This is a genomic window from Thioalkalivibrio sp. ALJ21, from assembly GCF_000378605.1.
Classification (GTDB): Bacteria; Pseudomonadota; Gammaproteobacteria; order Ectothiorhodospirales; family Ectothiorhodospiraceae; genus Thioalkalivibrio.
In genome coordinates this window covers 18,515-42,457 of sequence record NZ_KB905158.1, presented here as the reverse complement: position 1 = coordinate 42,457, position 23,943 = coordinate 18,515, and the positions used below count along the sequence as shown (strand labels likewise).

General features: G+C 59.1%; 16 protein-coding genes. 10 read left to right on the top strand and 6 right to left on the bottom strand.

Annotation, left to right across the window (positions count from 1 at the left end):
• Window positions 1-32 precede the first annotated feature (32 nt).
• The 3 genes from F579_RS0113050 to F579_RS0113040 all read right to left on the bottom strand — a co-directional run bounded on the left by F579_RS0113050 (window position 33) and on the right by F579_RS0113040 (window position 4,600).
• Entirely contained in the window at window positions 33-1,580 is a 1,548-nt protein-coding gene (locus F579_RS0113050; protein ID WP_019025491.1) for an AAA family ATPase, read from the bottom strand.
• A gap of 75 nt (window positions 1,581-1,655) precedes the next feature.
• A complete protein-coding gene (locus F579_RS14695; protein ID WP_155996901.1) occupies window positions 1,656-3,248 on the bottom strand; it encodes a hypothetical protein in 1,593 nt (530 codons plus the stop codon).
• Window positions 3,249-3,274: 26 nt separating this feature from the next.
• The gene (locus F579_RS0113040) at window positions 3,275-4,600 is read right to left on the bottom strand and encodes a YqaJ viral recombinase family protein (protein ID WP_231365830.1); all 1,326 of its coding nucleotides are present in this window, start codon (window positions 4,598-4,600) and stop codon (window positions 3,275-3,277) included.
• A 151-nt stretch (window positions 4,601-4,751) separates the two neighbouring features.
• On the opposite strand from F579_RS0113040, the gene repC reads away from it, so the two are divergent.
• The 4 genes from repC (at window position 4,752) to F579_RS0113020 (ending at window position 9,651) form a co-directional block, all read left to right on the top strand.
• A complete protein-coding gene (gene repC / locus F579_RS0113035) occupies window positions 4,752-5,684 on the top strand; it encodes a replication protein C, IncQ-type (RefSeq protein ID WP_019025488.1) in 933 nt (310 codons plus the stop codon).
• A gap of 299 nt (window positions 5,685-5,983) precedes the next feature.
• Window positions 5,984-6,895: a hypothetical protein gene (locus tag F579_RS0113030; protein ID WP_019025487.1), complete on the top strand. Its 912-nt coding sequence runs from the start codon at window positions 5,984-5,986 to the stop codon at window positions 6,893-6,895.
• 5 nt (window positions 6,896-6,900) lie between these two features.
• Window positions 6,901-8,427, top strand: a complete 1,527-nt coding sequence (locus F579_RS0113025; RefSeq protein ID WP_019025486.1) for a toprim domain-containing protein — start codon at window positions 6,901-6,903, stop codon at window positions 8,425-8,427.
• Window positions 8,428-8,535: 108 nt separating this feature from the next.
• Complete coding sequence (locus F579_RS0113020) at window positions 8,536-9,651, top strand: hypothetical protein (RefSeq protein WP_231365829.1); 1,116 nt, start codon at window positions 8,536-8,538, stop codon at window positions 9,649-9,651.
• 198 nt (window positions 9,652-9,849) lie between these two features.
• Here the strand turns inward: F579_RS0113020 and F579_RS0113015 are convergent, their stop codons facing one another.
• Window positions 9,850-12,183, bottom strand: coding sequence for a DotA/TraY family protein (locus F579_RS0113015; protein WP_231365828.1), 2,334 nt, complete (start codon window positions 12,181-12,183; stop codon window positions 9,850-9,852).
• Window positions 12,184-12,517: 334 nt separating this feature from the next.
• Between F579_RS0113015 and F579_RS0113010 the strand changes: the two genes are divergently transcribed.
• The gene (locus F579_RS0113010) at window positions 12,518-12,976 is read left to right on the top strand and encodes a hypothetical protein (protein ID WP_019025483.1); all 459 of its coding nucleotides are present in this window, start codon (window positions 12,518-12,520) and stop codon (window positions 12,974-12,976) included.
• A gap of 605 nt (window positions 12,977-13,581) precedes the next feature.
• Complete coding sequence (locus F579_RS0113000; protein ID WP_231365827.1) at window positions 13,582-16,128, top strand: type IV secretory system conjugative DNA transfer family protein; 2,547 nt, start codon at window positions 13,582-13,584, stop codon at window positions 16,126-16,128.
• Between the two features lie 25 nt (window positions 16,129-16,153).
• Here F579_RS0113000 and F579_RS0112995 read toward each other — a convergent pair whose 3' ends face one another.
• Entirely contained in the window at window positions 16,154-16,834 is a 681-nt protein-coding gene (locus F579_RS0112995; RefSeq protein WP_231365826.1) for a hypothetical protein, read from the bottom strand.
• A gap of 330 nt (window positions 16,835-17,164) precedes the next feature.
• On the opposite strand from F579_RS0112995, the gene F579_RS0112990 reads away from it, so the two are divergent.
• The 4 genes from F579_RS0112990 to F579_RS0112970 all read left to right on the top strand — a co-directional run bounded on the left by F579_RS0112990 (window position 17,165) and on the right by F579_RS0112970 (window position 22,761).
• Window positions 17,165-18,148, top strand: a complete 984-nt coding sequence (locus F579_RS0112990; RefSeq protein WP_019025480.1) for a hypothetical protein — start codon at window positions 17,165-17,167, stop codon at window positions 18,146-18,148.
• Window positions 18,149-18,242: 94 nt separating this feature from the next.
• Window positions 18,243-18,833, top strand: a complete 591-nt coding sequence (locus F579_RS0112985; protein ID WP_231365825.1) for a lytic transglycosylase domain-containing protein — start codon at window positions 18,243-18,245, stop codon at window positions 18,831-18,833.
• A 52-nt stretch (window positions 18,834-18,885) separates the two neighbouring features.
• A complete protein-coding gene (gene parM, locus F579_RS0112980) occupies window positions 18,886-19,905 on the top strand; it encodes a ParM/StbA family protein (protein ID WP_019025478.1) in 1,020 nt (339 codons plus the stop codon).
• A 786-nt stretch (window positions 19,906-20,691) separates the two neighbouring features.
• Window positions 20,692-22,761: an EAL domain-containing protein gene (locus F579_RS0112970; RefSeq protein ID WP_019584620.1), complete on the top strand. Its 2,070-nt coding sequence runs from the start codon at window positions 20,692-20,694 to the stop codon at window positions 22,759-22,761.
• Between the two features lie 197 nt (window positions 22,762-22,958).
• Here the strand turns inward: F579_RS0112970 and F579_RS0112965 are convergent, their stop codons facing one another.
• Entirely contained in the window at window positions 22,959-23,942 is a 984-nt protein-coding gene (locus F579_RS0112965; RefSeq protein ID WP_231365824.1) for a hypothetical protein, read from the bottom strand.
• Between the last annotated feature and the right edge of the window lies 1 nt (window position 23,943).

Below are 23,943 nucleotides of genomic sequence, written 5' to 3'. Positions count from 1 at the left end.
AACGTATCACATACGGAGAGCATGCGGAACTGTTACTCGCCCCCAGGGATCTTCCCGGCGCTGGCAGGCATCGTCTTAAGCCACTCCTCTCGCGTCAGGCCCACCCCTGCAGTAGGCCAGTTGGCTTGGATGAATGAGCGAACCCCCTTAGGAAGGTCTATGCGGCGGATTCCACGAGTGAGCGCGACATAGAGAAGGTTGATCTCCGACAGGGGGACTTCGGAGACGGCCCGAGTCTCACTTTTCCTCCGTCCTTCCAGGGCGGAGAAATCGTCAGACAATTCGACCCGGTCGAACTCGAGACCTTTCGCCTTGTGCACCGTAAGAAAATCGATGCCATTCGAGGGATCGCGGGGGCAGCTGGCTGCGTGCGTTAAGCGGTCCATGTCGCGCAGGAGGTCGCGCCCGCGAGTGTCAACGAGCTTGATCGCCGAAAGGATGTCGGCATCTCCGCTCTTCTGGGCGTAGTACGACAGGGTCTCGTATGACCGGAAACGCTTGAGCTCGGGGGACCGGAGGGTTCCGCCGTATTTCAGTGCGTAGACATCGACCAGCTTGATCGGATCGTATTGCTTGAGCCCCCCGCGGAAGGAGACGGGGATCCTCTGGTCGATGGCTTCCAGGGCGCGGTTTATCAGGCCGATATTGCTTCGCCCGAGTATGGCCTTTCCGGGCTCGAGATTTGCTTCGGCAACCGCAATCTCGGTTTCGATGGGTGCGCCGCGGATTACCCTTTCCTCGTTGGAAGCGTCCTTCAGGATTCGCGTTGCCAGCGACGCCGTTGTCTCGCCGTACCTGAAGCTTTGGGTGAGCGCGTATTCGTCGAATCCTTCGAGGCGATCGAGTGCGTTTAGGGCGCCTCGGTAGGCGTAAATTTGCTGGTGGCGATCCCCGACGAAGATCTTGCGGACACTTCGCTGGCTGTCGATGATCGACAACATGGAGCCATTAGCGTCCTGCCCCTCATCGAGAAGGATTGTGTCGCCCTTCAGGATGGGGTCGGAAATCTGGAAGACTTTCAGGTAGCCGTCGTGAGTCATCGGCAGCGCGCGAGTGGAGTAGTCGACCATCAGCCTCCAGCAAAATCGTGCGGCCTTCAGGATCTCGTGGGCGTCGTAGTTGGCATCGGGATCATTGGCCTTGCGAAAGGCAACGTGCTGCATCTTGATCTGCTTGTCGCTCGAATAGAGAAATCGGTTCAGGGACTCGAGGACGTGACGCGCAAATACGGGTCTCTGCTCTTCGGAAATATGGGACTGGGCGGCTTCCGGTAGGGCTTGGAGCACCTGCCAGGCGGTCATCGAGCCTCCAGCCTGGAGCTTCCCCTTGGATCGATAGAGGTGCCCGTACCCCGCGTATGCGAGGCCGTGAGCGGTTGTGCACTTCGTGTTCGCCGGGAACTTATCGTTTGCCTCGCGAGCAACGGATGAGTTGTAGGCGATATACAAGAAGGTTTCGCGAGGGCGGCTTTCCGCAAGCGCCCTGAGCGTTGAGCTTTTCCCTGTTCCCGCAAAAGCGGATACCGACACCTTTTTGCTGCGGGTGTCTCGAATGGCCTGCTGTTCGTCGGTTAATCGCATCTCAGGAATTCCGGTTCCGAACGGAAAAAACCCCACCCCGGAAACCGGGGCAGGGTTGATTGGGTCGAGTGGAAATCAGACCTGCGGCCGGAATGCGCTGCTGGGAGCCATCTGGTCCAAGAAGGCGGCATCTTCCTCGGAAAGTCCGTCAGCCTGATCGTCCATCGGAGGCGGAGGGGTCTGATCGAACCCTTGGTGAGGCGGCGGCACGGCCTGACCCTGGTTCATCGGGTTCTGCTGCTGCGGCATGGCCTGACCCTGGTTCACCGGGTTCTGCTGCTGCGGCATGGCCTGACCCTGGTTCATCGGGCTCTGCTGCTGCGGCATGGCCTGACCCTGGTTCATCGGGTTCTGCTGCTGCGGCATGGCCTGACCCTGGTTCATCGGGTTCTGCTGCTGCGGCATGGCCTGACCCTGGTTCACCGGGCTCTGCTGCGGCGGCATGGCATGACCCTGGTTCACCGGGCTCTGCTGCTGTGGCATGGCCTGACCCTGGTTCATCGGGCTCTGCTGCTGCGGCATAGCCTGACCCTGATTCATCGGGGTCTGATGCTGCGTGCCTTCTTTCTTCGGCGGGTTCGAGGGGAAAGCGGCAGCCGGATTCGAGTAGTTCGGCGTCGGAATATCGTGGAGACGATAGCGATCCGGGAACGAGAATTCCGGTGCGAACTCGGTGACAAAGAGACCGGGCGCCACATTGGGGTCGCGCTGCGGGTACTCGCGCAGAGCAACCCAAGTCGGGATGAAGGCGCGCTCGACGCCGTCTTCCGCGAGACTGGGGACGCGGTAAGTCTGATTGGTCAGATCGACGGTTTTGGGGTTCTTAAAGAACGCCTGCACCGACTGCTTGCCCATGTAGATTGCGGTCCCGGGAACCACTTCCATCATCTTGAGATTTGGATCGCCCAGCACTTGGTCGAAGTCCGCGAGCCTGAAGCCGCTACGGGTGCCATTCGATTCGAGCATCTGCAGGGACTTCTCTGCGTCTGCGGTGAGGTTGTAGCCCGTAGACGGATCGCGCTCGGAGTGGGAGTCCACCACAACACCGAACGTCTGGTCCGTGCCGTCAGGGCCGGCCGCCACAGCCCGCACTACGGCAAGCGTATTGATGGCGGGGTTGGAGGGTTGCAGGGCATCGCGCAGCTTGGCCCGAAGGTCTGCGGAGCTGGTAACCGCTTGAGCGCCCGAGGGTCGCAACGAGACCAGCCGGACGAACTGGCGCGGCTGATTCTTATCGTCAACACCCTGGTAGGCATCAACGGTGGTGAGCCGTCGAAGCACGATCGCCTCGCTCGGGTTGTGGGCGTACGGCCTCAGCCAGCGGGAGGAGTAGGTGTTCTCTGCGCCCCGGGTCGGATAGCAGTTCGAGGCGACCAGGATGCCGCCCTGCGTTGTGTGGCTCTTGCTGGAAGGGTTCGCGAAATCCGCGATCTCGGCCCGGGGGTTAGCGCGCTTCTGCTTGTCCTCGCGCAGACTGATCCGGATCTCTGGCGAATTCGGGTCGGGGTTTCCGTCATCATCGATGCGCCGGCCGACCGCGTAATGCGTCTGCCCCGACATGTCGTACCCGGAAACTGCGATTGCAATGTTTTCCATGGGGGCCATGGAGCCGCCGCCCTCAGCGTTGGCGGATTGGGCTTTCTCTTGGAGCTGCGCAAAAAGACTCATGATTTCGTCCTCGTCAGGGGTCGTTGTTAGATGCGACCGCGGAGTTGATGAAGGGTGCTTCGTTGTTGTACGGGTTCGTTACTGCTTTTCGGTTTCGTCTCGGTTTCTTTTGGGGCAGCTTCCTCTTCGTGCTCGCCCTGAGCGGGCTCGTCGGATGAGAGAACCGAAGACGCTGCAGAGCGCACTTCGGATCGAATGATTTCCAGCATTTCGGCCTCGTCACCCTTTTTCTTCCGGGTCAGCGAAACCGTTAGCGAGGGCTTCTCGTAGACAAGCTCTTCTGAGTCGATGTCGGGATAAAGCCTCTCGATTTCCTCGATCGCGGCGACATGATCGAACTCCCTCCGCGCGACCTTCATGAATTTTTTGGGGTCGACCTCTTGCGCTTTAAGGAGCTCGTTGATTCGGTCCCGGTCAATCGTTGTGCGCAGGTCGGTCTTGAAGTTGGCCACGCCTACCGAGGTCAGGGGGCGCTGGGTGAGCCCGTAGTGCTCGGCCATGAACGCCATCTTGGTTTTCAGCGTTGCAGCACGATCCTTGCCTTCCTCTTCGAGCGCGCGGGCCTGGGCGAAACGAACCGCGAGCTCCCGCAGCTCATCGGGGATCTCGACGGGGTCGGGGTCCTCATCGGGCTCCCGGTATGGAGGAATGAAGCCTTTCAGTACGCACTCATTCCAGTAGTGATCTCCCACGGCGACGATTTCGGAATCGAGATTCGGGTCATGGGCGATCTCGAGCGGAAGAGGGGTCCACTCATTCATAGAGAAAGGGACGAGAAGTAGTCCGTCGATTGGGATTCCGGCATCTTCGCAGCACATCCGGTACTGGTGGAGCTGGCAGGAGTAATCGAGCGGGGCGCCCTTCTCTTTGTACATCTCAGCGCGGCCGGGCCCGGGAGCCTTGTAATCGGGAATGTAGCGCTTGCCGTCAATGACGACGATGTCGTCAAGGTTGGACCGCATCCAGCTCGCACGCTTAGGGCCGTCATAGTTTTCAAGGTGACGAAGCGCCTCGGTGTCCCGAGTCCCACCCGAAAGCTCGAGAAATTTCTTGCCGATGATCGGCTCAAGATCGGTCCCGCGCTCCGTGTCAGGGTTCGATGGACTGGGCGCCCGCATAAGGAGCTTGGACTGAATGATGTTCCGCGGGTGATCGAACGCGAAGGCGCCTCGCGAGTGCAGAACGAAGTTGCCGATTTCGGAGCCGCCAATACCAAACAGACGGTCCGTGTGCCAAACCTCGCGCCCAGGATCCCGGCGACGAACAGCGTCGAGCCAGCGGGCGACATCCTCATCGCGGATGTGCGGGCGCTGAGGCAACGCATCAATCAGTCTTTCAGCCGTGGAACCCATCTTTAGCCCCCGATCCAGGAGATGAAACAACATGACTACATACGATCATTGAGGGGGTAATATACACCCGGCCTTCGATGTTCGCAAGTGATCTCTTAAATGCTTTCATGATATCCTTTGCTTCTTATGTTCCAGGGGGAGAGTAGGGCTTATGGCGAGCAACGGGCAGCAGATGGAGCTGGGAATCGATTCCGGGGCGAGCGGGCGACGCAGGAAGGAGGTGATTCCGTACTGGAAGGAGGACGAGATCGCCGCCCCGCACTGCGTACTCAGGTCGGCTTTGTTCAAGGTTGCTGGGCGAGGGGCTCGAGACATGTACAAGAACCGCGATATTGCGGCTTGGAAGGGCGTCTCGATCAGCTACACGGGTATGCGGCTCGACCAATCAGACCTGCTTGTCTGGATGCACGCTGTCGACCTGTACAGGAAGAAATACGGGAACCTGAGCCATTGGTATGACAGGAAGCTGCAGGAGCAAGCCGCCAAAGATGATGGAGGGCGTGAGCCCGACCATCACGAGCCTCCGATGGAGGGTGACGTGGTGCGGTGCAGTCTTCATGGAATCCTGAAACAGCTTGGCAAGAACGTCGGACAGTCCGACTACGAATGGCTCGGTGAGAGCATCGACCGAATGATGGCGTGCGTGGTGAAGGTGAAGACGCCGCGATCCACCTACAAAGGTAGCCTGATCCATGAGTTCAGCTCGGATGCAGAGACCGGCGAGACATACCTTCACCTCAACGTAAATCTTGCGAGGCTGTTCCTGGATGGCTTCTCGCGCTATGAACGCTCTATGTGGCTGGCTGTGAGGGGCGACCTGGCGCGCTGGCTCTTCGGGTACGTGATGTCACACGTAACGCGGCCGGTTCCGCATCGCGTCTCGATCGGGAAGATCATCGAGCTATGCGGGTCGGAAACGCAGTCGAAGCGGGCATTCAAGGCGAAGACCAAGAAGGCAATGGAGCGCCTGGTCGAGGTCGGCGCGGTGGAGAACTGGGGTATTGATTCGGACACCCTGTGGTTTGTGCGGCCGGGGAAGAAGCGAAAGCAGCAAGAGGCGGCCCTGGAGGGCTCTAATTGCTGATAACCCCTATTATCAGAAGTAGAAGAATGGGCCCAAGTAGGGCGCTATGAAGCGCTTTCGATTCGCTTCATCTTTCCTGTGTACCCCGTTCCGTGACAGAACGAACGGCGCTGATGATGGGCGTCGTTCGGCGCGGCACGTCATTCGGTAACGCTTGATCGATATGCGCCGCTGTGGGCCTCGAGAGCCTTCCGTCGGCCAGACCGGCAAGTCGCACTGCGAACGCTGCTCCTCCGGAAACAGTTTGCACAGAATGTCGAAAGTGATATGGTCAGCGCAATATTCACGAGGGTTCAGTCATGGGTGTTGTGGAGCTGCCAAAACCGTTCGCTGATTTGGTGTCAGACATCTCGGGTTTCGATGTCGCCCAGCATCCTGGGCGGCCCGCTAATGCAGCGCCGGGATGGACGGCGGCAGATCTCGCCCAATCTTTGCGTCACGACTGGGGCGCCATCGTTGGGCATGGTTTCTGGAGGCTCCCGATCGTGCTTCAGCATCCCACGGTGGCAATCCCACTGGACGAGCCTTGGGGTTCGCGGAAGGCCCTCTATCTGCACGGACAGGAAGCGATGCTTAACCGCGGATCCGTGGGCATTGCGGGTTTTGCGGGGGCCGGGAAAGACACGTTTGCAAGATTTCTCCAGGAAGGATCAGGGGGAGCCTTCCACTGGGACTCGTTTGCCGCCCCTCTCCGCAAGCTTTCGTGCGCTGTTCTTGGGGTCTCGCTCGCGCGCCGCGAAGAGATCAAAGACGCCTCCATCGAAGCGCTTGGAGGGCGGACGATGCGCTCGCTGGAGCAGACTATCGGCACCGATTGGGGGCAAAGAATGGTGAACCCAAAGGTCTGGGTTCAAAGCTTGGCTATTAGGGCTCCGAAAGGAGCCAGGACGCTGGTCTCAGATATCCGCTTCGAGGACGAAGGTGACCTCGTTCGTGAAAGTGGTGGCGCCTTGATTCACATCCGTTCCGAGGCCAATGCCCGCCGGCGCAAGCTGCCGCCTCAGAGTGCCACCCATTGCAGCGAAGACGGCATTCAGGAGAAGGACGGGGACCTGGTGGTGTGGAACGATGCATCGCTGGCGTCTCTCAAGGACGAGGCGTACAACATTCTGGGATCGGTCCTTGTGCCCGAAGCCGCGCACGTTGACCAGCCCTCCCCCTCTGCCCCATCTCAATCGGAGCCTCAACGAGCGCCCAGGGTTGCGGTGTAAGCGATATGTTTGGGTTCGGAAAGAAGGAACAGAAACCAGAAGCGAACGTCGCCGACACTCTGGAGTGGGCGAGCAAGCGTTTTCAAGAAGCCTTTTGGGCGTCCGAAGAGGCTCTGGGCTATATGCTGGATCGGGGCTTCTCGGAAGAGACGGTCAAGGACTGGGAAATTGGCTACTCCCCGCGATCGAGCGCCTACCTTGCGACGGATCTAGACAAGGAGGTGGGGGTCGAAGCGGGCCTTCTCATCGAAACGGACAGAGGCGCGGTGATTGACCGCTTCCGGGACCGAATCATGATCCCAATCCGGGCGGCCGACGGGACGCTGGCCGGGTTTGGGGGCAGAGCGGTCGATGATAATGCGGCCGGACCAAAGTACCTGAACTCCTCAGAGTCCGAGCATTTCCAGAAATCATCAATCCTATTCGGCGCGCATCGCCTAGGGGTGGTAACCGATCTCGAGCCGGCCTTCGTTGTCGAGGGCTACATGGATGTCATCAAGCTCTCGCAGTACGGAATCCCAAACGTCGTGGCATCGATGGGCACTGCGATGACCGAGGAAAATCTTCGGAATCTGAACGAAGCAGGTCGGTACGTTCTGTTCGCCATGGACGGCGATAACCCGGGCCGAGCAGCCATGCGAAAGATCCGCAATGGAATCCTCTCAGACCCGGCCCTGGACTTCGAGGCGGCGTTTGTTCTGTTTCCTGAAGGTAGCGACCCTGACGACTTCATTACCGAAAAAGGAAGAGAGCAGTTCGAGGCCTTTATGCGGGAAAACGTCATGGCGCTGACCGATGCGTTTGTCGAGGATTTCGCCGCCAGGGGGCTCACGAAATCAGCGGAGGGAAGGTTCTTCTGCTACGGAGAGATCGAGGACATCCTCTCTCGCCTCCCCTCCCCTCACCCTATCGAAACAAACCTGTCTAAAGAGCTCTCCGAGAAGCTCAAGATCCCGGAGGCCTTATGGGTGGCCGCGCTTGAGGACAAGAGGCGTGAGCGCAATGGTCTCACTCGCCCGGTTGCGCCGGAGAGCGCAGTGCCGTCAGGTAGCCAGCCGCCGGAGGGGCAGGCGATTCCGAGCCTGCGGGATAACGCTCCGCAACCTCAGCAGCGCGGACTCCGTTTTCACGAGTGGGTCCTGGTTGCCCAATACCGCTCGCGCACCATCTCGAAGCGAATCGCGGAGGATTCCCGCTGGGACTACATCTCGCAGTTCCTACCTCTCGAAGCGAATATCTGCAAGGGCTTGGCGGATCAGGTCAACGAGGGAGACTCCATTCGCGAGGCTTTTCGGAAATCGGAAAATCACGACCGCGGAATGAGCGTGTGCTGGGAGAACGTGATTTCCTTCGACCCTGATGGCATGGACATCGACGACATCTATGAGACGGCGATGGAGAAGCTCGAGAAGAAAGCGAAGCACACGGAGATGCAGAAAGATCTCGAGGCCGTGGGAGATGCCTCTCTTGATGGGTGGAAAGAAACGAGCATCACCCCTGCCCTGTCACGCCGCCCAGGGGTTGCGGGATAGGTTGACAAATGATGTGCCAGGCGTCACGCTAACCAATAAGAAAACGACAACCCTTGTGGGGGCCTGAGCATGTCTGGACGAGGAAACGGGAGTGGTATGGCGGGCGGGATGTTTATCGCATCCTGCTTCTCGGGGCCAACGCCAGAGGAGGCTAGCGCCATCCGCGAAATGTTCGCGGCCAGGCGTCACGCGGAATCCAGGCCGTCCTGGGGCCAGTACAACACGCTGGTCGATGAGTACAACAACCTCGCTGAGGACTTCAATCGGGTCGTACAGAAGATCTCCGATCTCAACGCCAAGAAACGCGAGGAAGGCGGACAGAACGCGCTCCTCGACGAAGAGATCGGGGCTCTAAAGCAGAACCTCGAAGCTACCCGGCGACAGCTGTCCAGCGAGCAAGACAGTGCCCGCGAGCTACAACAGCGAGTGAGCGAAGAGGAGCTTCAGCCCAGCCTCATCTCCGACAAGCCCATCGGGTCAGTCATCTCCTCCATCCTGGAGATGGAGGTGAAGGTCGCAATCTCTCGGATAATCGCGATGTTTGAGAATCCCTCCGATCCCCGCCACTACTCCCATCATGAATGGGACGAGAATGAGCGCAACGAGAAGATCCGAGAGTATTCCGTCGAGGCGATTGCACGAGCCGAGCGGGTCGCCATGTATATGGTGGTCCCGGCGTGGATGGCAAGGGATGCCTGTGATGACCTGGATGCATTCCTCGGGGGCGACCTATCCGGAGCCGGTGCCGATGAAATCGCGGAGAGGATAGCGATCGCCAGGAGCTACATTGATCGCCTGCGGGAAGGTATCGACAAGTCCCGTATGGCGTCGGAGGGTGTCGCCCCGGAAGCGGAGAAGATTGGAAAGGTGCAGAGAGCGTCCGACATCAAGCGGGATGACGGATGGCTGGAACGAAGGAAGCGCTTCATCCTGGAGAACGGGACTTTCCGCGAGCAGTCTGGAAAGAGCCTCCTCTATTTCCCGATGGAGTATTACCAGCGCACCAGTTCTCCGATCCTGGATAAGGATGGGAACGATCCGTTCCCCGAGCTTGGTGGCTTCAACATCATGGCGAGAAACGGTCTCTCCAAGAGCCGCAATCTGGAGCAGATGAAGGCGCAAAATGAGCATTGCGCCATGGAGTCCGAGTGCACGGCCGGCGCCATTTATGGCGACATGACGACCACATCGGACTTGTCGCGCGCGCAGTGGAAGAGAATGTAGCCTTCTAGGCCAGATGTGGGCCCCATAGACCGGTGCAAGAGCGAGGCTCCTGCACCGGTTTTTTGTTGTGCGCCTGCGTGTAATCACTTCCGAACGTTGAAGCCTGGGTTCAAGACAATAAGAAGCCCGCCATGTGGCGGGCTTCCGTTTTCAGTCCTCGTTGGTTAGCTAGGAACTGGCAGGCCTAGGGTGCGCCGATCATTTCCGGCCTATGTCGCCGACCCGGCCTGCTCGTTGCCCGCGGGATGAGCCTCCCTTGGCATCGGTGGTGCTATCAGATCCTCCACCTTCGCCTCCTCCGCCGCGCGGCGGCTCACCGGAGGGGTTAGCAGACGGCGCGGGTCCGCGTTTCTTGTTGAGTCCCTGCTGGGCGATTCCCCCAGCGGCGGCACCCGCGGCACCTGCACCCATGAGGATGGTGTTCTTGTCCTCGCTGCTGCCCAGGTCGCCCATGGCATTGTTGACGCCCATCCAGGACAGAACGGTCTTCGGCAGCGTGAAGGCCAGGGAGTATGACTTGTAAATCAGGATCACCATCAGGATCCCGTAAACCACCAGGATGCCAATAAACGCGAGGAGGTTGAGACCCATCGAGTTCATATCTTCCAGGGCCCCGAACAGCAGGATGTTGATGAGCCAGCCGCCCATGCGCATGATCGCGTTGCCCAGGACAAACCCGACGACCATCAGTGATGGCATCAGCGTGAGAGTGAGGACGATGGGATAACCGCTCCCCCCTCGGCCTGCCCATTCATCGCCCCCGTCGGGGTGCGCATGAATCGCTGCCCAGAACGGCGCGGCAGCCAAGCTCTCAATGACGTAAATGAAGTAGCTCAGAACTGCTGTAAACCAAAGAATCGTCGGGATCGCGGGAATAATGTTCGCGTAAAGGAACCCTATTTTGAATAGGAAAACTGCGAGCATCAGGAGATAGGAAACGGTTCCAATTGGAACCGCAAGCGCTGCTGAAAATCCCTTCCCAATAACAGGCTGGCTAGACAGGCCTTCGCTTTTGAACTTGAAGGCGTGGCCCGCAACCATTGCGATAGTGGCGACGTTCGTGATCACGTCGCCCATTAGCTTGATCTCGAGAATCGGATTTGGATTGGCGTTGTCTACGCCGTGCCCAGCAAGCTGGTCATGGCGGATGATGCGGGTCAGATTCTCGGCGAGCGTTGCTGATGCCCCTGAGAGCCAGCGGCCGACGCCAAGGAACTGAGGGGATGCCCCGTATGCAGTGGCTGTGGCTTCAAACTGCTCCTTTGGCGACATGGTGGCAGCGAGGTATTCCCGCATCAGCGCGTCCGAGTTGCTCATGGCGGTTTCAACGAACTCGTTTGTCGCCTTCTCGGACCGAATGAAGTTCTTGACGCGCTCCCACAGGCCGTCAGTGCCGGTGCTGGGGACATCGGGCTCGCTCAGTGTCGAGATGGCCTGCTTGATGGACGAGACCATCGCATCGTGGCGGCGCTCCATCTGCCAGTAGAAGGCGCCTGCGAGGACGAACCCCCCTCTGGAGATGTCTTCTGCATACTGGAGCTCGAGTTCAGATAGATCGGAAGGATCCGAGTAGACGCCGGCCTGCACAGCAGTGCGGAATGTCGCCATCGCCTGGCTGTATTCAGTGATGTCGGCGGAGGTGATTTCGTAGTCCGCATCTGTGCCGATGCGCTGGGCGAGGGAGTTCGTGGACGAAACGAAAGCCTGCATGGCAGGGAGCACCGGCTGAGCAATGCGGTTGAACTGCTCCCGATTTAGGTTGCTTACATTTGCATTCGGGCTGTTCCCAGGCACGGCGTTCGGGACAGCGGTCATGATTTCTTTAGCGCCACAGGCGCCGCCCTCGCCGAACCTGATCTCTTGCCACGTCTCATTCCTATCCTCAAGCGTGTTCGGGGTCGACATGGCGTACGGGTTGGTCTGGTCGCGCTCGGCATACCTCGGGTTGCTTGGGGTATAAGGCGCCCCCCAATCTATCGCTGCTCCGCTTCCCTCTAGGACTCGCTGTTCCCGCAGGGCGTGGAGGCAGACATTTCCTTGAAAGAGCGCGTTTGCCGCCTCGGCTGACTGGGGGACCTCAACAGTGACGATAGGGGCGGAAACGATGTACTTGGCGGCTTGCGCCCAGACGGCCGACCCCATGCCGATCCCGAGGAGCGCCAGAAACAGAACCAGCACCTGGACACCGGCCAAAGGGGTAAACCCGGGCAAAGGCATGAGCATCATCACCCAGAGGCCTGATCGCACCGGAACCATGGCGGAGTCCCATTTGCGGCCCAGGAACTGACCGGTGTTACCCGTACTGAAAGATCCCATCAGGAACAGGTAGACGAACAGGACGCCCGCAATAATTAGCGCGATTCCAGGGAGGATCCCTAGGACGTAAGCTGTTGCCGTTGCGCCCGGAGGCGGGGAAGCGTCGGACCGGTCAAAGTATTCGAGCGTCTGGGATGCCGGCGCCCCGAGCAGCTTTCGCAGAATCAGGTAACCAAGGTCATCTTCGGCTGGACCCTGCAGCGATCCCGGTGGCAAGCCCGGCTGTTCCGCATCCGAGATGAGCTCTGATGCGCTGTGCTCGTGCAGCTGCTCTGTCCGGGAGAGCTCGTCTGCAGACTGCGCAAACGCTGAGCTCGCGAAAAAAAGGAGGGACAGGAGGAGGAAGAGGCCCGAGAGCGGGCGAGACAGGCCCCCTCTTGACCGTTTCGATCGCGCACCAGGACCAGAGGCCGAGAGTGAAAATAGACGATCACTTATGTGCATTAATGTGGCCCCTGCCCTTGTTGCCGGTGTCAGTATCTTCGTGTACTATGCCACTTATGATAAAGATCGACAATACGCCGAGACTTAAGATCGAGAGGTTCCCGGGGTGCTGAGGGAATCGGACGTTGAGGGCTTTCTAGACGAACTCGAAATTGACGTTCGCACCCTCGTTGAGATCACCATGAACAACGAAGGGTGGCCTTCAGACGAGGACCAGGAAACCTCGTCTGCACTTGAGGCACTGAGCGCCAAGCTGGATAAGCCGGAAAATAGAAAGATCCTCGCGGAGACCGATCCGGCGTTACTTTGCGGTCTACTAGCTATGATTAATCTCCCTCGTTCATTCCTAACGCTCAGGGAGGTTGTCGAACAGTCTCCGGAGCGCATTGAAGAACTTCTGAACCCGGCCAAGGTTGGGCTGAGGGTCGCTAACCTGCATGTACGAACCCTGTTGATGCGAATTGGTCACATCAAGCGCCTCGAGATCGCGAGGACGATCTTCTCGGAGGAGCGCCAGGCCGTCATCCTTAAGGCTCTGGAGCGAGACCGAGCGGCAGCAGGATAACCACAACGAACCCAGTAGAGACCGGGAAAGATGAAGACGAGCAACAAGATTGGGCTTTGGTTGGTGGGCGCTGCGGTCGCAGGCCTTGCTTCGGTGTCTCAGGCTGCACCCTCCTCTTGCTCCCAGAGCACCGCGGACGCCCACCAGGCGGCCGCAGATCGCTACCTAATGGAGGCTGGCGAGTCACTGATGTCGTCATGCGGGATTGGTGGTTTCCTGAATAACAGCTCGTTTGGCGGCGGCTTCGGTGGCGGCTCTAGTGGTCAGCTGGGGTCATGCGAGACGGCAATCATTGGGGCCATCTCGGATATCAGCGGTACTGACATTCCCACCAGTGGTGGCGGAATGAGCACCTGGGGTGGGTTTGGGGATGGAAGCTTCAACCCTTCGGGTGGTGGTGGATTCCCTTATTGACGGGCAGCTCGCGCCCGCCCTCCGTCGCGCCTCCTCTGCGCTCCCCGCATGAGGCCTCACTATTTTCACAAGGTGCGTAGATGCCCGCGGAGAAGCTTCACGTCCGCGATCAAGAGATTGATCGCCGCTTAGTAAGTCGGGATACGCGACCGCCAATCCAAAAGGCTCTGTCCTTTGTGGCGTCCCCGGACATGGGGATCGTCGTCGGGATGTTCGGGTTGTTCGGTCTCTTCATCCCTGGCGTTGCCCCTTTGTCCCTGCTGCTATTCGGTCTTCTGTTTTGGTGGCACTTCGCTCGCCTCGTGGAGCTACCATTCTTTCTTCCGGCATCATCCGGCCTTCGAAAAGATCCTCATGACCTTAAGGCTGGAAGCGGAAAAATGGGCCCCGCGTCTGGCATTTACTTTTTTGGTCGAGGGCATTACACCGACGAAGAAATTTGGTTCACCAATAACGCTCTTCGCCAGCATCTCCTCTTCCTTGCTACGACCGGTGGCGGCAAAACCGCGTCGCTGACCTCGCTGATGTGGAACCCCCTCATCCAGGGGTCCGGATTCGTCTTCGTTGACGGTAAGGCGGATCTAGACGTGGCGGTCAGGATCATGTCGCTAGCACACCGCGTAGGTCGGGCTGACGATGTCTTGGTCGTGAACTATCTCACGGGTAACGTGGACGCATGGAGCCTCCCTGACTCGCAGATTACGAACACCTTCAATTTCATGTCTCGAGGCTCGTCGTCCGCGATCATCGAGATTCTCCGAAGCCTCGTCGACGCCGACAAGGATATTTGGGGCAAGCGGGCCGAGGCGGCAGTCTCGGCCTTCGTTACGCCGCTCGTGTATCAGCGCGACTCGCAGGGTAAGCACCTGACGGTTGACATCATTCGGGAAAACCTCGAGCTCGATAAGGTGGCAAAGATCGTCCGGGACGAATCCATTCCGATGGTTGCTCGGGCCGAGCTGACGGCATACCTCAAGACGCTCCCCGGCCTGAAAGAGGAAGAAATCGATGCCCTGGCTCAGGGCGCTCAGGTCAACAACCCGACCGCATTCGAGCAGCACGGCTATGTGACGATGCAGCTGGTTCCGGCCTTGAACGAGCTCTCGGGTCGTTTTGGGCACATATTCAACGCGCGCATGAGTGAAGTGGATATGGAGGATGTGGTTCTGAGAAACCGCATCCTTATCGTTCTCCTTCCTGCGCTGGAAAAGTCCGAGAACTCACTGGCTAACCTGGGGCGTATTGTGGTCGCCTCACTGAAGAGCATGATGGCGAGTTCTCTGGGTTCAGTGCTGGAGGGGGATGTTCACGACAACCTGGAGAACAGGCCGACAGCGTCGAGTGTCCCCTTCCCGGCGATCTTTGACGAGGTGGGTTACTACTTCGTTTCAGGGATGGCTGTGGCGGCTGCGCAGGCGCGAAGCATTGGTTTCCAGGTGATCTACGCCGCTCAGGACGTGCCCGCCATGAAGCGCCTTGGCGACAAGGCGGCTCGGGAAACCGCGTCCGTAATCGGTAACACGAACATCAAGATTGTTGGCCGCCTCGAGGAGTTCGAGGAAACCGTTAAGGTGTTCAAGGAGCGAGCTGGTGAGGGCTACTTTGGCGAGAACACGTCCCTTCAGAGGAACGAAGACGGCGCCGGCGACTACTACGAGTCGGGCGCGAACGTAACGCGCCGCAATCGACTTGATCCGAGAGACTTGGCGGTCCTGGATGAGGGGCAAGTGTTCATCAATTTCAAGGACACGCTCATTCGCGTCGATATGTTCTATGCGAATCCGAAGCTCATCCGCTTTGTACAGCTAACTCGCGGGCTCGAGATTGACTCGCCGAGCGAGACCGAGATCGAGAGGATCAAGGACTCGGGTAAGAAGGCGACCAGGACGTTCATGGAGATCCTGAAGGAGAAGGTGGATCCAGCGAGGAAAGTCGAGGCGCATCACGACAAGAAGGCGATTGAATCGGTAGCAAGCTTGATCGCGCAGGCGAGGTCCAACGGTGCCGGGCCACTCGAGTCTGTTCTTGCCGCCATGAGAGGGTTTGCGTTCGAGGATGAGCGTGCCGCGTCTGCCCTGGAGGCCTTGAAGGGCTCAGATGACATTTCGGACCGAGCTGCCGAAAACATCCGTGCGCTCAGACAGGAAGAGCAAGCAGATGAGGCAGCCGGCGGCAACCGATTCCGGGATATCGAGGGCGAGCCCCTGGATGAAAGCGAGGGGGGGAGCCTGGGCGATCAGCTTGATGAGATCAGTAGTGCTGATGGCAGCGAGGATCCGTTTGGTGGTGACGTTTACGAGGGCTTCGGGCCTGAATCGGATGATGACGATCCGGAAGAGGACGATCTTATCGGGGTTCGTGGCCGGGTAGAGGAAATGGGAGCCGCTGACGATGCGTACTCTGAGGCCAAGGAGCACTTCGGCGACATCTTTGGATCAGGGCTGATTGACCGTGACAGCCTGACCTCCTCTCTGGCGAGAGTGAATGAGTATGCCGGAATGGAGAAGGGGGCAGCCGAGAAGTCGGCTCGCGGAGCCACCGAGCGGCTGTCTCAGGCGACGCGCTACCCCACCGATCCGACTCCTGATCATGACCCGGATGTCGTCGTCGATATCATCGGCCAGATCCTTGAGACCATGGACGACGATGACGGTGATTCAGCTGGTGGCGATTTCGCCCCGAGAAGCGGGCGCGTGAGCGAAGAGGAGCTGGAGGAAGATGGGCGGGGGTTCTATTGACCTCCTCGCCCGTCTCTGAGAGGTGCTACAAGCCCAGGGGTGGCATCGAAACAGGGAAATCTGGGGCCTCTACCAGGAAGGTCTCAACAACCGGATCCGCGGAAAATAGCGATGCGCGGATCGCCGAATGACCCTCTTCCCGTATCCGATAGATAACGAGCTGGATATGCTTGAAGTCATCGGTTCTGAGCACTTTCGACAGGAACTCCGGGTATCGGCCCACCAGGTCGATCATGTCCGTCATTGATAGCCCCGACAGGCTCTCGATTTCCTTTCCGAGCTTGTTCTTTGGGGTGATTCCTTCCGATCGAACCGCTTTCAGGAATTCCTCGGTGAACCGCTCGATCAGCGGTCTCTGGGCATGATCCAGGTGGATCATCTTGATGTGCGGAAGGTTCTCCATCGTGGCGTTGATGCCTGCGGGGCACGGGAGCTGGACGCGCACCTTCACCGGGTGAACGGTAGCGTCCTCCTTCTCTGTCTTTTCGTGAAGCGCGGGTACGCTGGACAGGGGTGTCCTTAGGCCGTACAGAAGCGTGATGGCCCCTTCCGGCAGCCCCGATCCGTTGAGGCTCTCGCTTTGGATCCTCATGGGCATGGGGATAGAGTGGAGAATCAATCCTTTGCGGTCCTCGATGCCGTCGTCTCCAAAGGAAACGTGCGCCCCCCGAAGGACCATCTCCCGTTCTTTCGCTAGTTCTTCCATGTTGCTCATCCCGCTCTATCGCTCGCAAGGAGAATACCACAAATGATGCGCAACGCATGAAAATCGTGTACACTTACGAAAAACAGGGTGCGGCGCGGTGCTGTGGCGCATGGCTCGTATCATAGGCCGATTGGGCGCTTGGTTCACCATGCTTTCGCACTTCGGGGCAAGCCCCCCCCCGCGCATCTCTGTGACGCGACCAGTAATCCAGGCTTGGGCGGTTTTTGCCTGGCTTTGGAAATCCTCACGGGAGGGCAGATGAGCATAGAACAAAAACAAAGACTTATAATTCCTTCGAATCGGCCCGTGATTGGTCGGGATGCTGACCGCATGCGGCTGAAGCTGGAGCTGACGGTTGGGGAGATGCGGTTCGCTCTGGGGCTGGCTATCCAGCACTGGACCGCCAAGGTTAAGGGCGCCGAAGGGCTCTGCCCGGTGCGGAACGTGACGATCGCCCTCCTCCTCCGCTACCTGGATAAGCATCCCGAGCACTGCCCTGTCCTGGATGCGCCGGATATGCGCGAGGTCCAGAAAGTCACAGGCTTGAGTAACCAGGAGCTCAGTCTCGCACTGGGGTGCCACAGCACCGCGGCCGTTCGCTGGCTCAATGGAACAACGAAGCCGTCCCAGCCGGTGGCGCGCCTTGCGCACCACATCATGCATGAGGCCAACCGTGGGCGCTTGAGCTACTGGCTCTCCTTGGTGCAACAAGAGGCCGAGCTTCGAGGGCTTGGGGATATCATGGAGCGGGATACGTGGTCGACTGACAATCCCGTCCAGGTAGATACGGCCAGCGGCGCCTCGATGAACCTGAACAAGACGCCCGTTCTTGGCTTTCACTTGGGTGCGATCCTCACGGATCTCAATCTGACCGTTGAGGAAGTCCGGCAGGCGCTTGGTGTAACGATGCCGATCTGGGGGAAGGCTGTGAACAAGCAACCCCGGGAGGCGGTATCGCCCCCGATCGCTATCCTCTTCCGATACCTGAAGGACAATCCAGAGCGCTGGCCGATTGAAGAGCCGCCGACTGTGGATGAGCTGATGGAGATGACCGGCCTTGGGGTTTACGAAATTGGGATTGCCCTAGGTAAGCAAATGGTGTCCGGTCGGCGCTGGAAGAATGAGCAGTCAGCGTATAGTCCTGCCGTTGCCCGTCTAGCGGTCCATCTGAGGCGGGAGGCCGAAGCCGGCCGCTTCGAGGAATGGGTCGACATGGTCAACCTCGAGGCCCGCGTCCGAGGGATCGATGACATCTGGAAGACTCGCACCTGGAATAAGAAGAAGTCGTCGAATCCGGAAAAAGACGCCGCGTAAAACCCGATCCCGTGCGATCCGCTGTGGCCCCCTCCCCCGTCAGTTTTGGCGGGGGAGTTCCCGTTAATCCCTTATTATCTCAATAGAATCCGTCATGCATTCGCTATCAACAGGAAAAGCGTTCTACTTCTCGCTGGTTTGTGTTGCCTATGTGATATTTCTTGCGCTCTATACCGCCCCCGCTTCGGCGAGCCCCCTGGGCTCCACTTCTGCCCTATACGGAAAAGAGCCCACCGATCGACAGATCCTATGGATGCATCGAATCGTAGATCGGGAATTCCCCTACTTGTCGGGATACAAGGATTGCATGGAGTCTGTTTCTCGCAGGTATCGCATTGCGCCCGAGCTTCTGCTGTCGATCTTGGCTACAGAGGGCGGTAGAACTGGGTTGGAGGTCGAGAACACCAACGGCACCCGGGATCTTGGGCCGATGCAGATCAATACGATCTGGATCCAGGAGATGAAGAACAGAATTGGGGTGGATCTGGGGGTGGTCGATATTCGCGACAATGGGTGCATGAACCTTCATATCGGCGCCTGGATCTTGGCAAACGAGCTGAGCAGGGCCGAGACCTTCTGGGAAGGTGTTGGTAACTACCATTCGCGTACCCCCGAGCATCACGAAAGGTATATCGGTCGAGTGCATGATCACTGGCAAAGACTTGTTGAATTGAATGTAAAGTGATACATTCTATGCATACTAGAACCGATACAAACAGTGACATTGGGAGATAAGAGTGGCCAGTGAAAAAGTGATCCTGGGCGTCGATGATGGCTTCTTCAACACGAAGATCGTTCAAGTTGGGAAGTCGCCACGCATTGTCCAAAGCCGAGCCCGTGTCGGGCGCTCAGAGCAGCTCGCTCTGAATGGTCGCGTAACGGACATCTCGGAGATCGAGGTTGATGGCGTCCATTATTCAGCCGGCGCAGTGAACGGCGACAACATCGCCTTCGATGGCTACCCAACCTCCCCTCTCAATCGGGTCATCGTTCACCACGCTCTGATGTCTGCAGGTTATGGCGGGCATGACGTGGAGATCGCCACTGGCCTCCCAATTCGCCTCTATTACCGCCCGGGCGCGGTGACCGAGAAGAATGAGTCCCTGATCGACAAAAAGACGCAGAACATCATGGCGCCAGCTTCGCTGGTGAAGGCGCCGAATAAGGCTGACAGGGGAATGGCCACCATCGTTCGGCACGATGTCCTACCGGAAGGCCTGGCTGCGTGGTTTGACTACATCATCCAGTTCGACAGCGATGGCCGAATGGTCGCATCGGATGAACGCCGAAGCGAAAGCGTTGCGATTATTGATATCGGCGGCCGCACCACGGACTTTGCGGTGATCGAATCGCAGGTGGTCGACATGGCGCGCAGTGGGTCCGTGAATGTAGGAATGTTGGACGTTCACAAGCACGTCCGCGGCGAAATCATGAACAAGTACGACGTTTCCGAGCTTTCCGATGCAGTGATCGATAAGGCGGTCGATACGGGCTCGATCAAGCTGCTTGGTAAGCAGATCGACGTCTCGCAGATGGTTCACGAAGCCAAGGCTGCGGTGGTGCGTCGCATCAGCAATGAGTCCATGCGACTCCTTGGGCAGGCGGCCACCCTGGACAACATCATCTTTATCGGTGGTGGGTCGATGGGTCTCAGGGAGATGCTTGAGGACTGGTTCCCCCACCAAACGGTTGCGGATGAGCCCGTCTTCGCGAACGCCCGTGGGATGGCGAAGTACATGAGGTTCGTAGCCAAGTAACCGCCACTCGCCCCTGATGGGCGCAATTGACTGGCTGGGTTCTCGAGGAACGGGGTCGGATCGCTGATGCGTTTCGGCCCCCTTCAAGTTAGGGATCGAAGGTAGGAGTGTTCCGTGGCGGTAAGCGATTCAAAAGAGTTCAGGCTGAGGATCCGGATCCATCCTGACCGGGACCCGGGGGAGAAGAATCTCGAGCTGTACCTGTCGGGCATGGGCGGCCATGTGCGAAACCAGTGGGTCCGGAGGGCCATGATCAACCAGATGGAGGCTGATCTCCGGTGCCGGGAATCTCTTTCGGGTGGGCAACCGGTCCAAGTGGTCATTCAAGAGCAAGCGCCAGAGATCCGCATTGGGCGAGCTGATAAGCAGCCTGGGCGCAAGGAGGCCCCGGAGTCTCGGCCTCGCCCCGCACCCGCGACGACCTGGCCGGAAGTTGATGACGCAGTGCCACCCCCTCGACAAGGACCTGTTGAGTCGCCACCAGACCAGAACGACCCGCCCGAACCATCACCAGAGCACGTCCCAGCCCCGCGGCCACTTGCCGAGCGATCGGAGGGCAGCCGCCCTGATGATCGGGACGCGGCCGACGGGGAAATGAAACAGGACGCCCCCACGAGTGGCGACTCCGAAGGCCGAGGATCCCTTGCGAGCCTAGGCAGTGTCCTGGGTTAGCTTCACCACCCCGCTGACAACGATGGGGAGCATCCCGAGAAGGGAACATGGCCACCGGCAAGAAAAGCTTGAGGCCTACATGACGGTTAACTACGCAGACGGTGCACTCAGATCATGAACGAACCAATCCGCATTCTTTTTGTGACCAGCAACCCGAACAAAGCGGAAGAGGTCATTAGTGGCATCCGGAGTAACGGGCACGCGGTTCGGCCGGACCAAGTGGCCACTGCGGAGGATCTTGCCGAAGCTTTGGAGAGCCACCGTTCCGACGTCGTCGTGCTGATCGAGCGCGGTTCAGATCTGACGCCTGCGCAGGTGGACGCCCAATTGCTTGATGCGGGCCGAAGCACTCCGCTCTTGGTGATGACCGATCGCCCGGAAGAGGAGCGCGTTGCCGATTACGAAATGGGCGCCTATGCGGCCATTGGGCACGATTCGAATGATCTCGCGAGAATCCTGGTGGTGCGTGCGCGCGAGCATTTCCTGGTGAGGCAGAAGCAGGTTCGGGCGGAGACTCAGCTTCAGGAGGCCGAGAAGCGCTGCGCACAACTCCTCGATAATTCTCGCGACGCCATTGCCTATGTCCACGAAGGAATGCATCTCTACGCTAACGAGTCCTGGCGGGAGCGCTTTGGGATTGAGGACCCGGATGACGTCGAGGGCTTGCCATTGATGGACTTGGTGGCGCCGGGTGCTCGCGATGATCTGAAGGCTTTCATGCGCAAGTTCCAGGTCAGCGGGAATTCGGGATCGGTCAGCCAGGTCATGCGGCTCCAGTCGTATGACGGCGAGGAGTTCGAAACTGACGTTCGATTGTCCGCTGCGAATGTCGACGGAGAAGACTGCATCCAGGTGCTTTTGGGCGCCGGGGAAGAAGATCCTGCGCTTGCAGGAAAGGCCGATTTCTTCTCACAGCGCGACCAGGTTACGGGGATGTACAACCGGCACTTCTTTGCGGAGATGGTTGAGGCCGCCCACCAAAAATCGGCGGCATCAGAAAAGCCCTTCGCTTTGGTCACCTTAGCGGTTGATGGATTCACTGAGATCCGCGCCAACATTGGGCTGTCGACCAGTGACCTGTTGCTTGCCGAGATTGGAAATATGATCGATGAGCATTTTGGCGACCCGTCCGTCACCGCCCGCATGGAGGGTGAGCACTTCGGATTGCTGATCCCCGACACGCGAAGGGGCGAAGTCGAGGAACGGGTACTCGCACTGATGGGCGCTGTTTCGGGACGCATCTTTGATTTTGATGGCAGCTCCGTGGAATGTACGCTTTCGGCCGGTGCGGTGATTGCGGATGAGGCCTCGTCGGACGCGGAGTGCCTTCTGTCGCTGTCGGATAAGGCCCTGCAAGACTCGGTGGCCAGTGAAGGGCCCAAGGTGTGCTTCTTCCGCCCGGAAGAAGGTGAAATCACTCAGGTTCAGTCGGATCAGCAGTGGGCCTCCCGCATCAAGGAGGCCATTGACCAGGGCGGGCTCGAATTGATGTACGAGCCGATCGTGAACATCCATGGGACTGATCGTCCGCGGTACTCTGTGTCCGTTCGCCTCAAGGATGCAGACGGCGAGATCCACGATTCGAGCGCCTTCGTCCCCAGCGCTGAGCGGACAGGTCTCGCGGCGTCGCTTGATCGGTGGACCCTAAAGGCGTCCCTGAAGGCCCTTGCTGATCAGATGAAGGGGAACCCGAGCACGTTGTTCTTCCTTAAATTGAGCGCTGGGTCACTGGTGGATCAAGCCGTCCTTGGGTGGCTTAAAGAAGACCTGGGTGAGACGACCGTGCCCCCGGAAAACGTCGCAGTTGAATTCAAGGAGGCGGCAGTGGCCGCCAATCTTGCACACGCTCGAGAAGTGGCTAGCGGCCTTCGGGAAATGGAGGTCGGTATGTGTATCAGCGAGTTCGGGGGCGGCCTGGATCCGCTGCGACTCCTGCAGCATGTCGAGGCTGATCACCTCAAGCTGGACGCATCCTTCACTGAGGGCCTCGCAAGTGGCGGAGAAGGAGGCCAGGTCGAGATGGAAGAGATTTCCAAGACCGCCCAGGAGCATGGCAAGAAACTCATCGTCCCATGCGTAGAGAACGCTGACGTCCTGGCTGATCTGTATCGGTTGAACCTGGGGCTCGTTCAAGGTCGCTTCTTCAGGGGTGCGGAGCCTTCTTTGGACTTTGAGTTCGCGTAGAGAAGCGGGCCGTATCGAATCCTGAAGTGCCTCGTGAGGCCCCGCATTGCGGGGCCTCATCGCTATGCCCGGAAAGGTCTGTCTATCCATCCGTATCCGAGATGGGGTGGACGCAAAAAGAAACCGCCCTCACGCACCTTGATCCAGGGTGACGTGAGGGCGGCTAGCCCACTACTTGGCCTTTCAGCCGTCTGGGGTTAGTCCTCCTTCAGGCGGTACTCGCACGAGCGGACAACCAGCTCGGTGCCATCGCTCAGGATGTCGGTTCGCATGAAGTGAGCGCCAGGCTGATCTTTGGTTCCCCATGCGGGACCTTCGATCTCGGACTGGGCGCGCTCGCCATTCGCTGACGATGATCGGCCTCCCGCCTGCCCTCCTGAGGACGCGCTTTCCGCGCCGTCCTTTGCGTCACTCGGGTGCCCCCAGGCTGCTTCCCGAGGGGCGGCGGCCGCGCCTTCACTTTCAGCGGCGCCCTGGTTGCCAGCCTGGCGCTGAGAAGCATAGCGCTCACAGCTGAGCGGCTGGGCCGCGCCGTTCTCTCCGAAAGCACGCTGCTGGTCTACAAAGCGGACGAGACCGGAGTCCAGCTCGAATGTAACGGCGGCCCCAATCTGGTCGCCCAGGTGGTCAATGATGTGACCGATGGAACGCTGGTCGCTCCACCAGCGGACTTTCTCGTTGGCCAGAGAGGCGGGCTGAAACTCGGCAGCCCATCCGCCGGGCAGAAGCTCGGTCACCGTCTTCTTGATCTCGGCCTCTTGGGCGAAGCCCTGCACAACTGGGTCAAGCGGGTACGGGTATTGGCGCGCCTCAGCGCCTGGGCCCGGCGCCGGATCCACAATCAAGAAGGACGCATTGGCGGGGGTGGCCGGGGCCGACATTGAGCCGGCTACCACCACCGAAGCGAGTGCGACCGAAAGGATAGAGCCCTCTCGCCAGAGTACATGGGCGCCTCGGCGGGTTCCGTAGATTTTGCGCCGTGCCAGTCGGAATAGCATTTTCACATTCACCTTTTTGAATTGAGCGATCAGAAGAATCACGGTCGCGATTGCGCTGATGGTCGTCAGTGCAGGCGTGACAATGAGCGGGAGCCAGACAAGAAGGATGCGAAGATCGAGGGCCAAGGACTCGACCCCCATCTTTGGCATCTTGGAAATGTTTCGCCAGTTGCTTGGGTGCATA

Bases quoted from the DNA above. Each gene is read 5' to 3' on its own strand.
- repC (WP_019025488.1), top strand. From the start codon at position 4,752: ATGGCGAGCAACGGGCAGCAGATGGAGCTGGGAATCGATTCCGGGGCG.
- F579_RS0113030 (WP_019025487.1), top strand. From the start codon at position 5,984: ATGGGTGTTGTGGAGCTGCCAAAACCGTTCGCTGATTTGGTGTCAGAC.
- F579_RS0112970 (WP_019584620.1), top strand. From the start codon at position 20,692: ATGAACGAACCAATCCGCATTCTTTTTGTGACCAGCAACCCGAACAAA.
- F579_RS0112965 (WP_231365824.1), bottom strand. From the start codon at position 23,942: ATGCACCCAAGCAACTGGCGAAACATTTCCAAGATGCCAAAGATGGGG.
- F579_RS0113040 (WP_231365830.1), bottom strand. From the start codon at position 4,600: ATGGGTTCCACGGCTGAAAGACTGATTGATGCGTTGCCTCAGCGCCCG.
- F579_RS0113020 (WP_231365829.1), top strand. From the start codon at position 8,536: ATGTTTATCGCATCCTGCTTCTCGGGGCCAACGCCAGAGGAGGCTAGC.
- F579_RS0113000 (WP_231365827.1), top strand. From the start codon at position 13,582: ATGGGGATCGTCGTCGGGATGTTCGGGTTGTTCGGTCTCTTCATCCCT.
- F579_RS0112985 (WP_231365825.1), top strand. From the start codon at position 18,243: ATGCATTCGCTATCAACAGGAAAAGCGTTCTACTTCTCGCTGGTTTGT.
- F579_RS0112990 (WP_019025480.1), top strand. From the start codon at position 17,165: ATGCGGCTGAAGCTGGAGCTGACGGTTGGGGAGATGCGGTTCGCTCTG.
- F579_RS0112995 (WP_231365826.1), bottom strand. From the start codon at position 16,834: ATGGAAGAACTAGCGAAAGAACGGGAGATGGTCCTTCGGGGGGCGCAC.
- F579_RS0113050 (WP_019025491.1), bottom strand. From the start codon at position 1,580: ATGCGATTAACCGACGAACAGCAGGCCATTCGAGACACCCGCAGCAAA.
- F579_RS14695 (WP_155996901.1), bottom strand. From the start codon at position 3,248: ATGAGTCTTTTTGCGCAGCTCCAAGAGAAAGCCCAATCCGCCAACGCT.
- F579_RS0113025 (WP_019025486.1), top strand. From the start codon at position 6,901: ATGTTTGGGTTCGGAAAGAAGGAACAGAAACCAGAAGCGAACGTCGCC.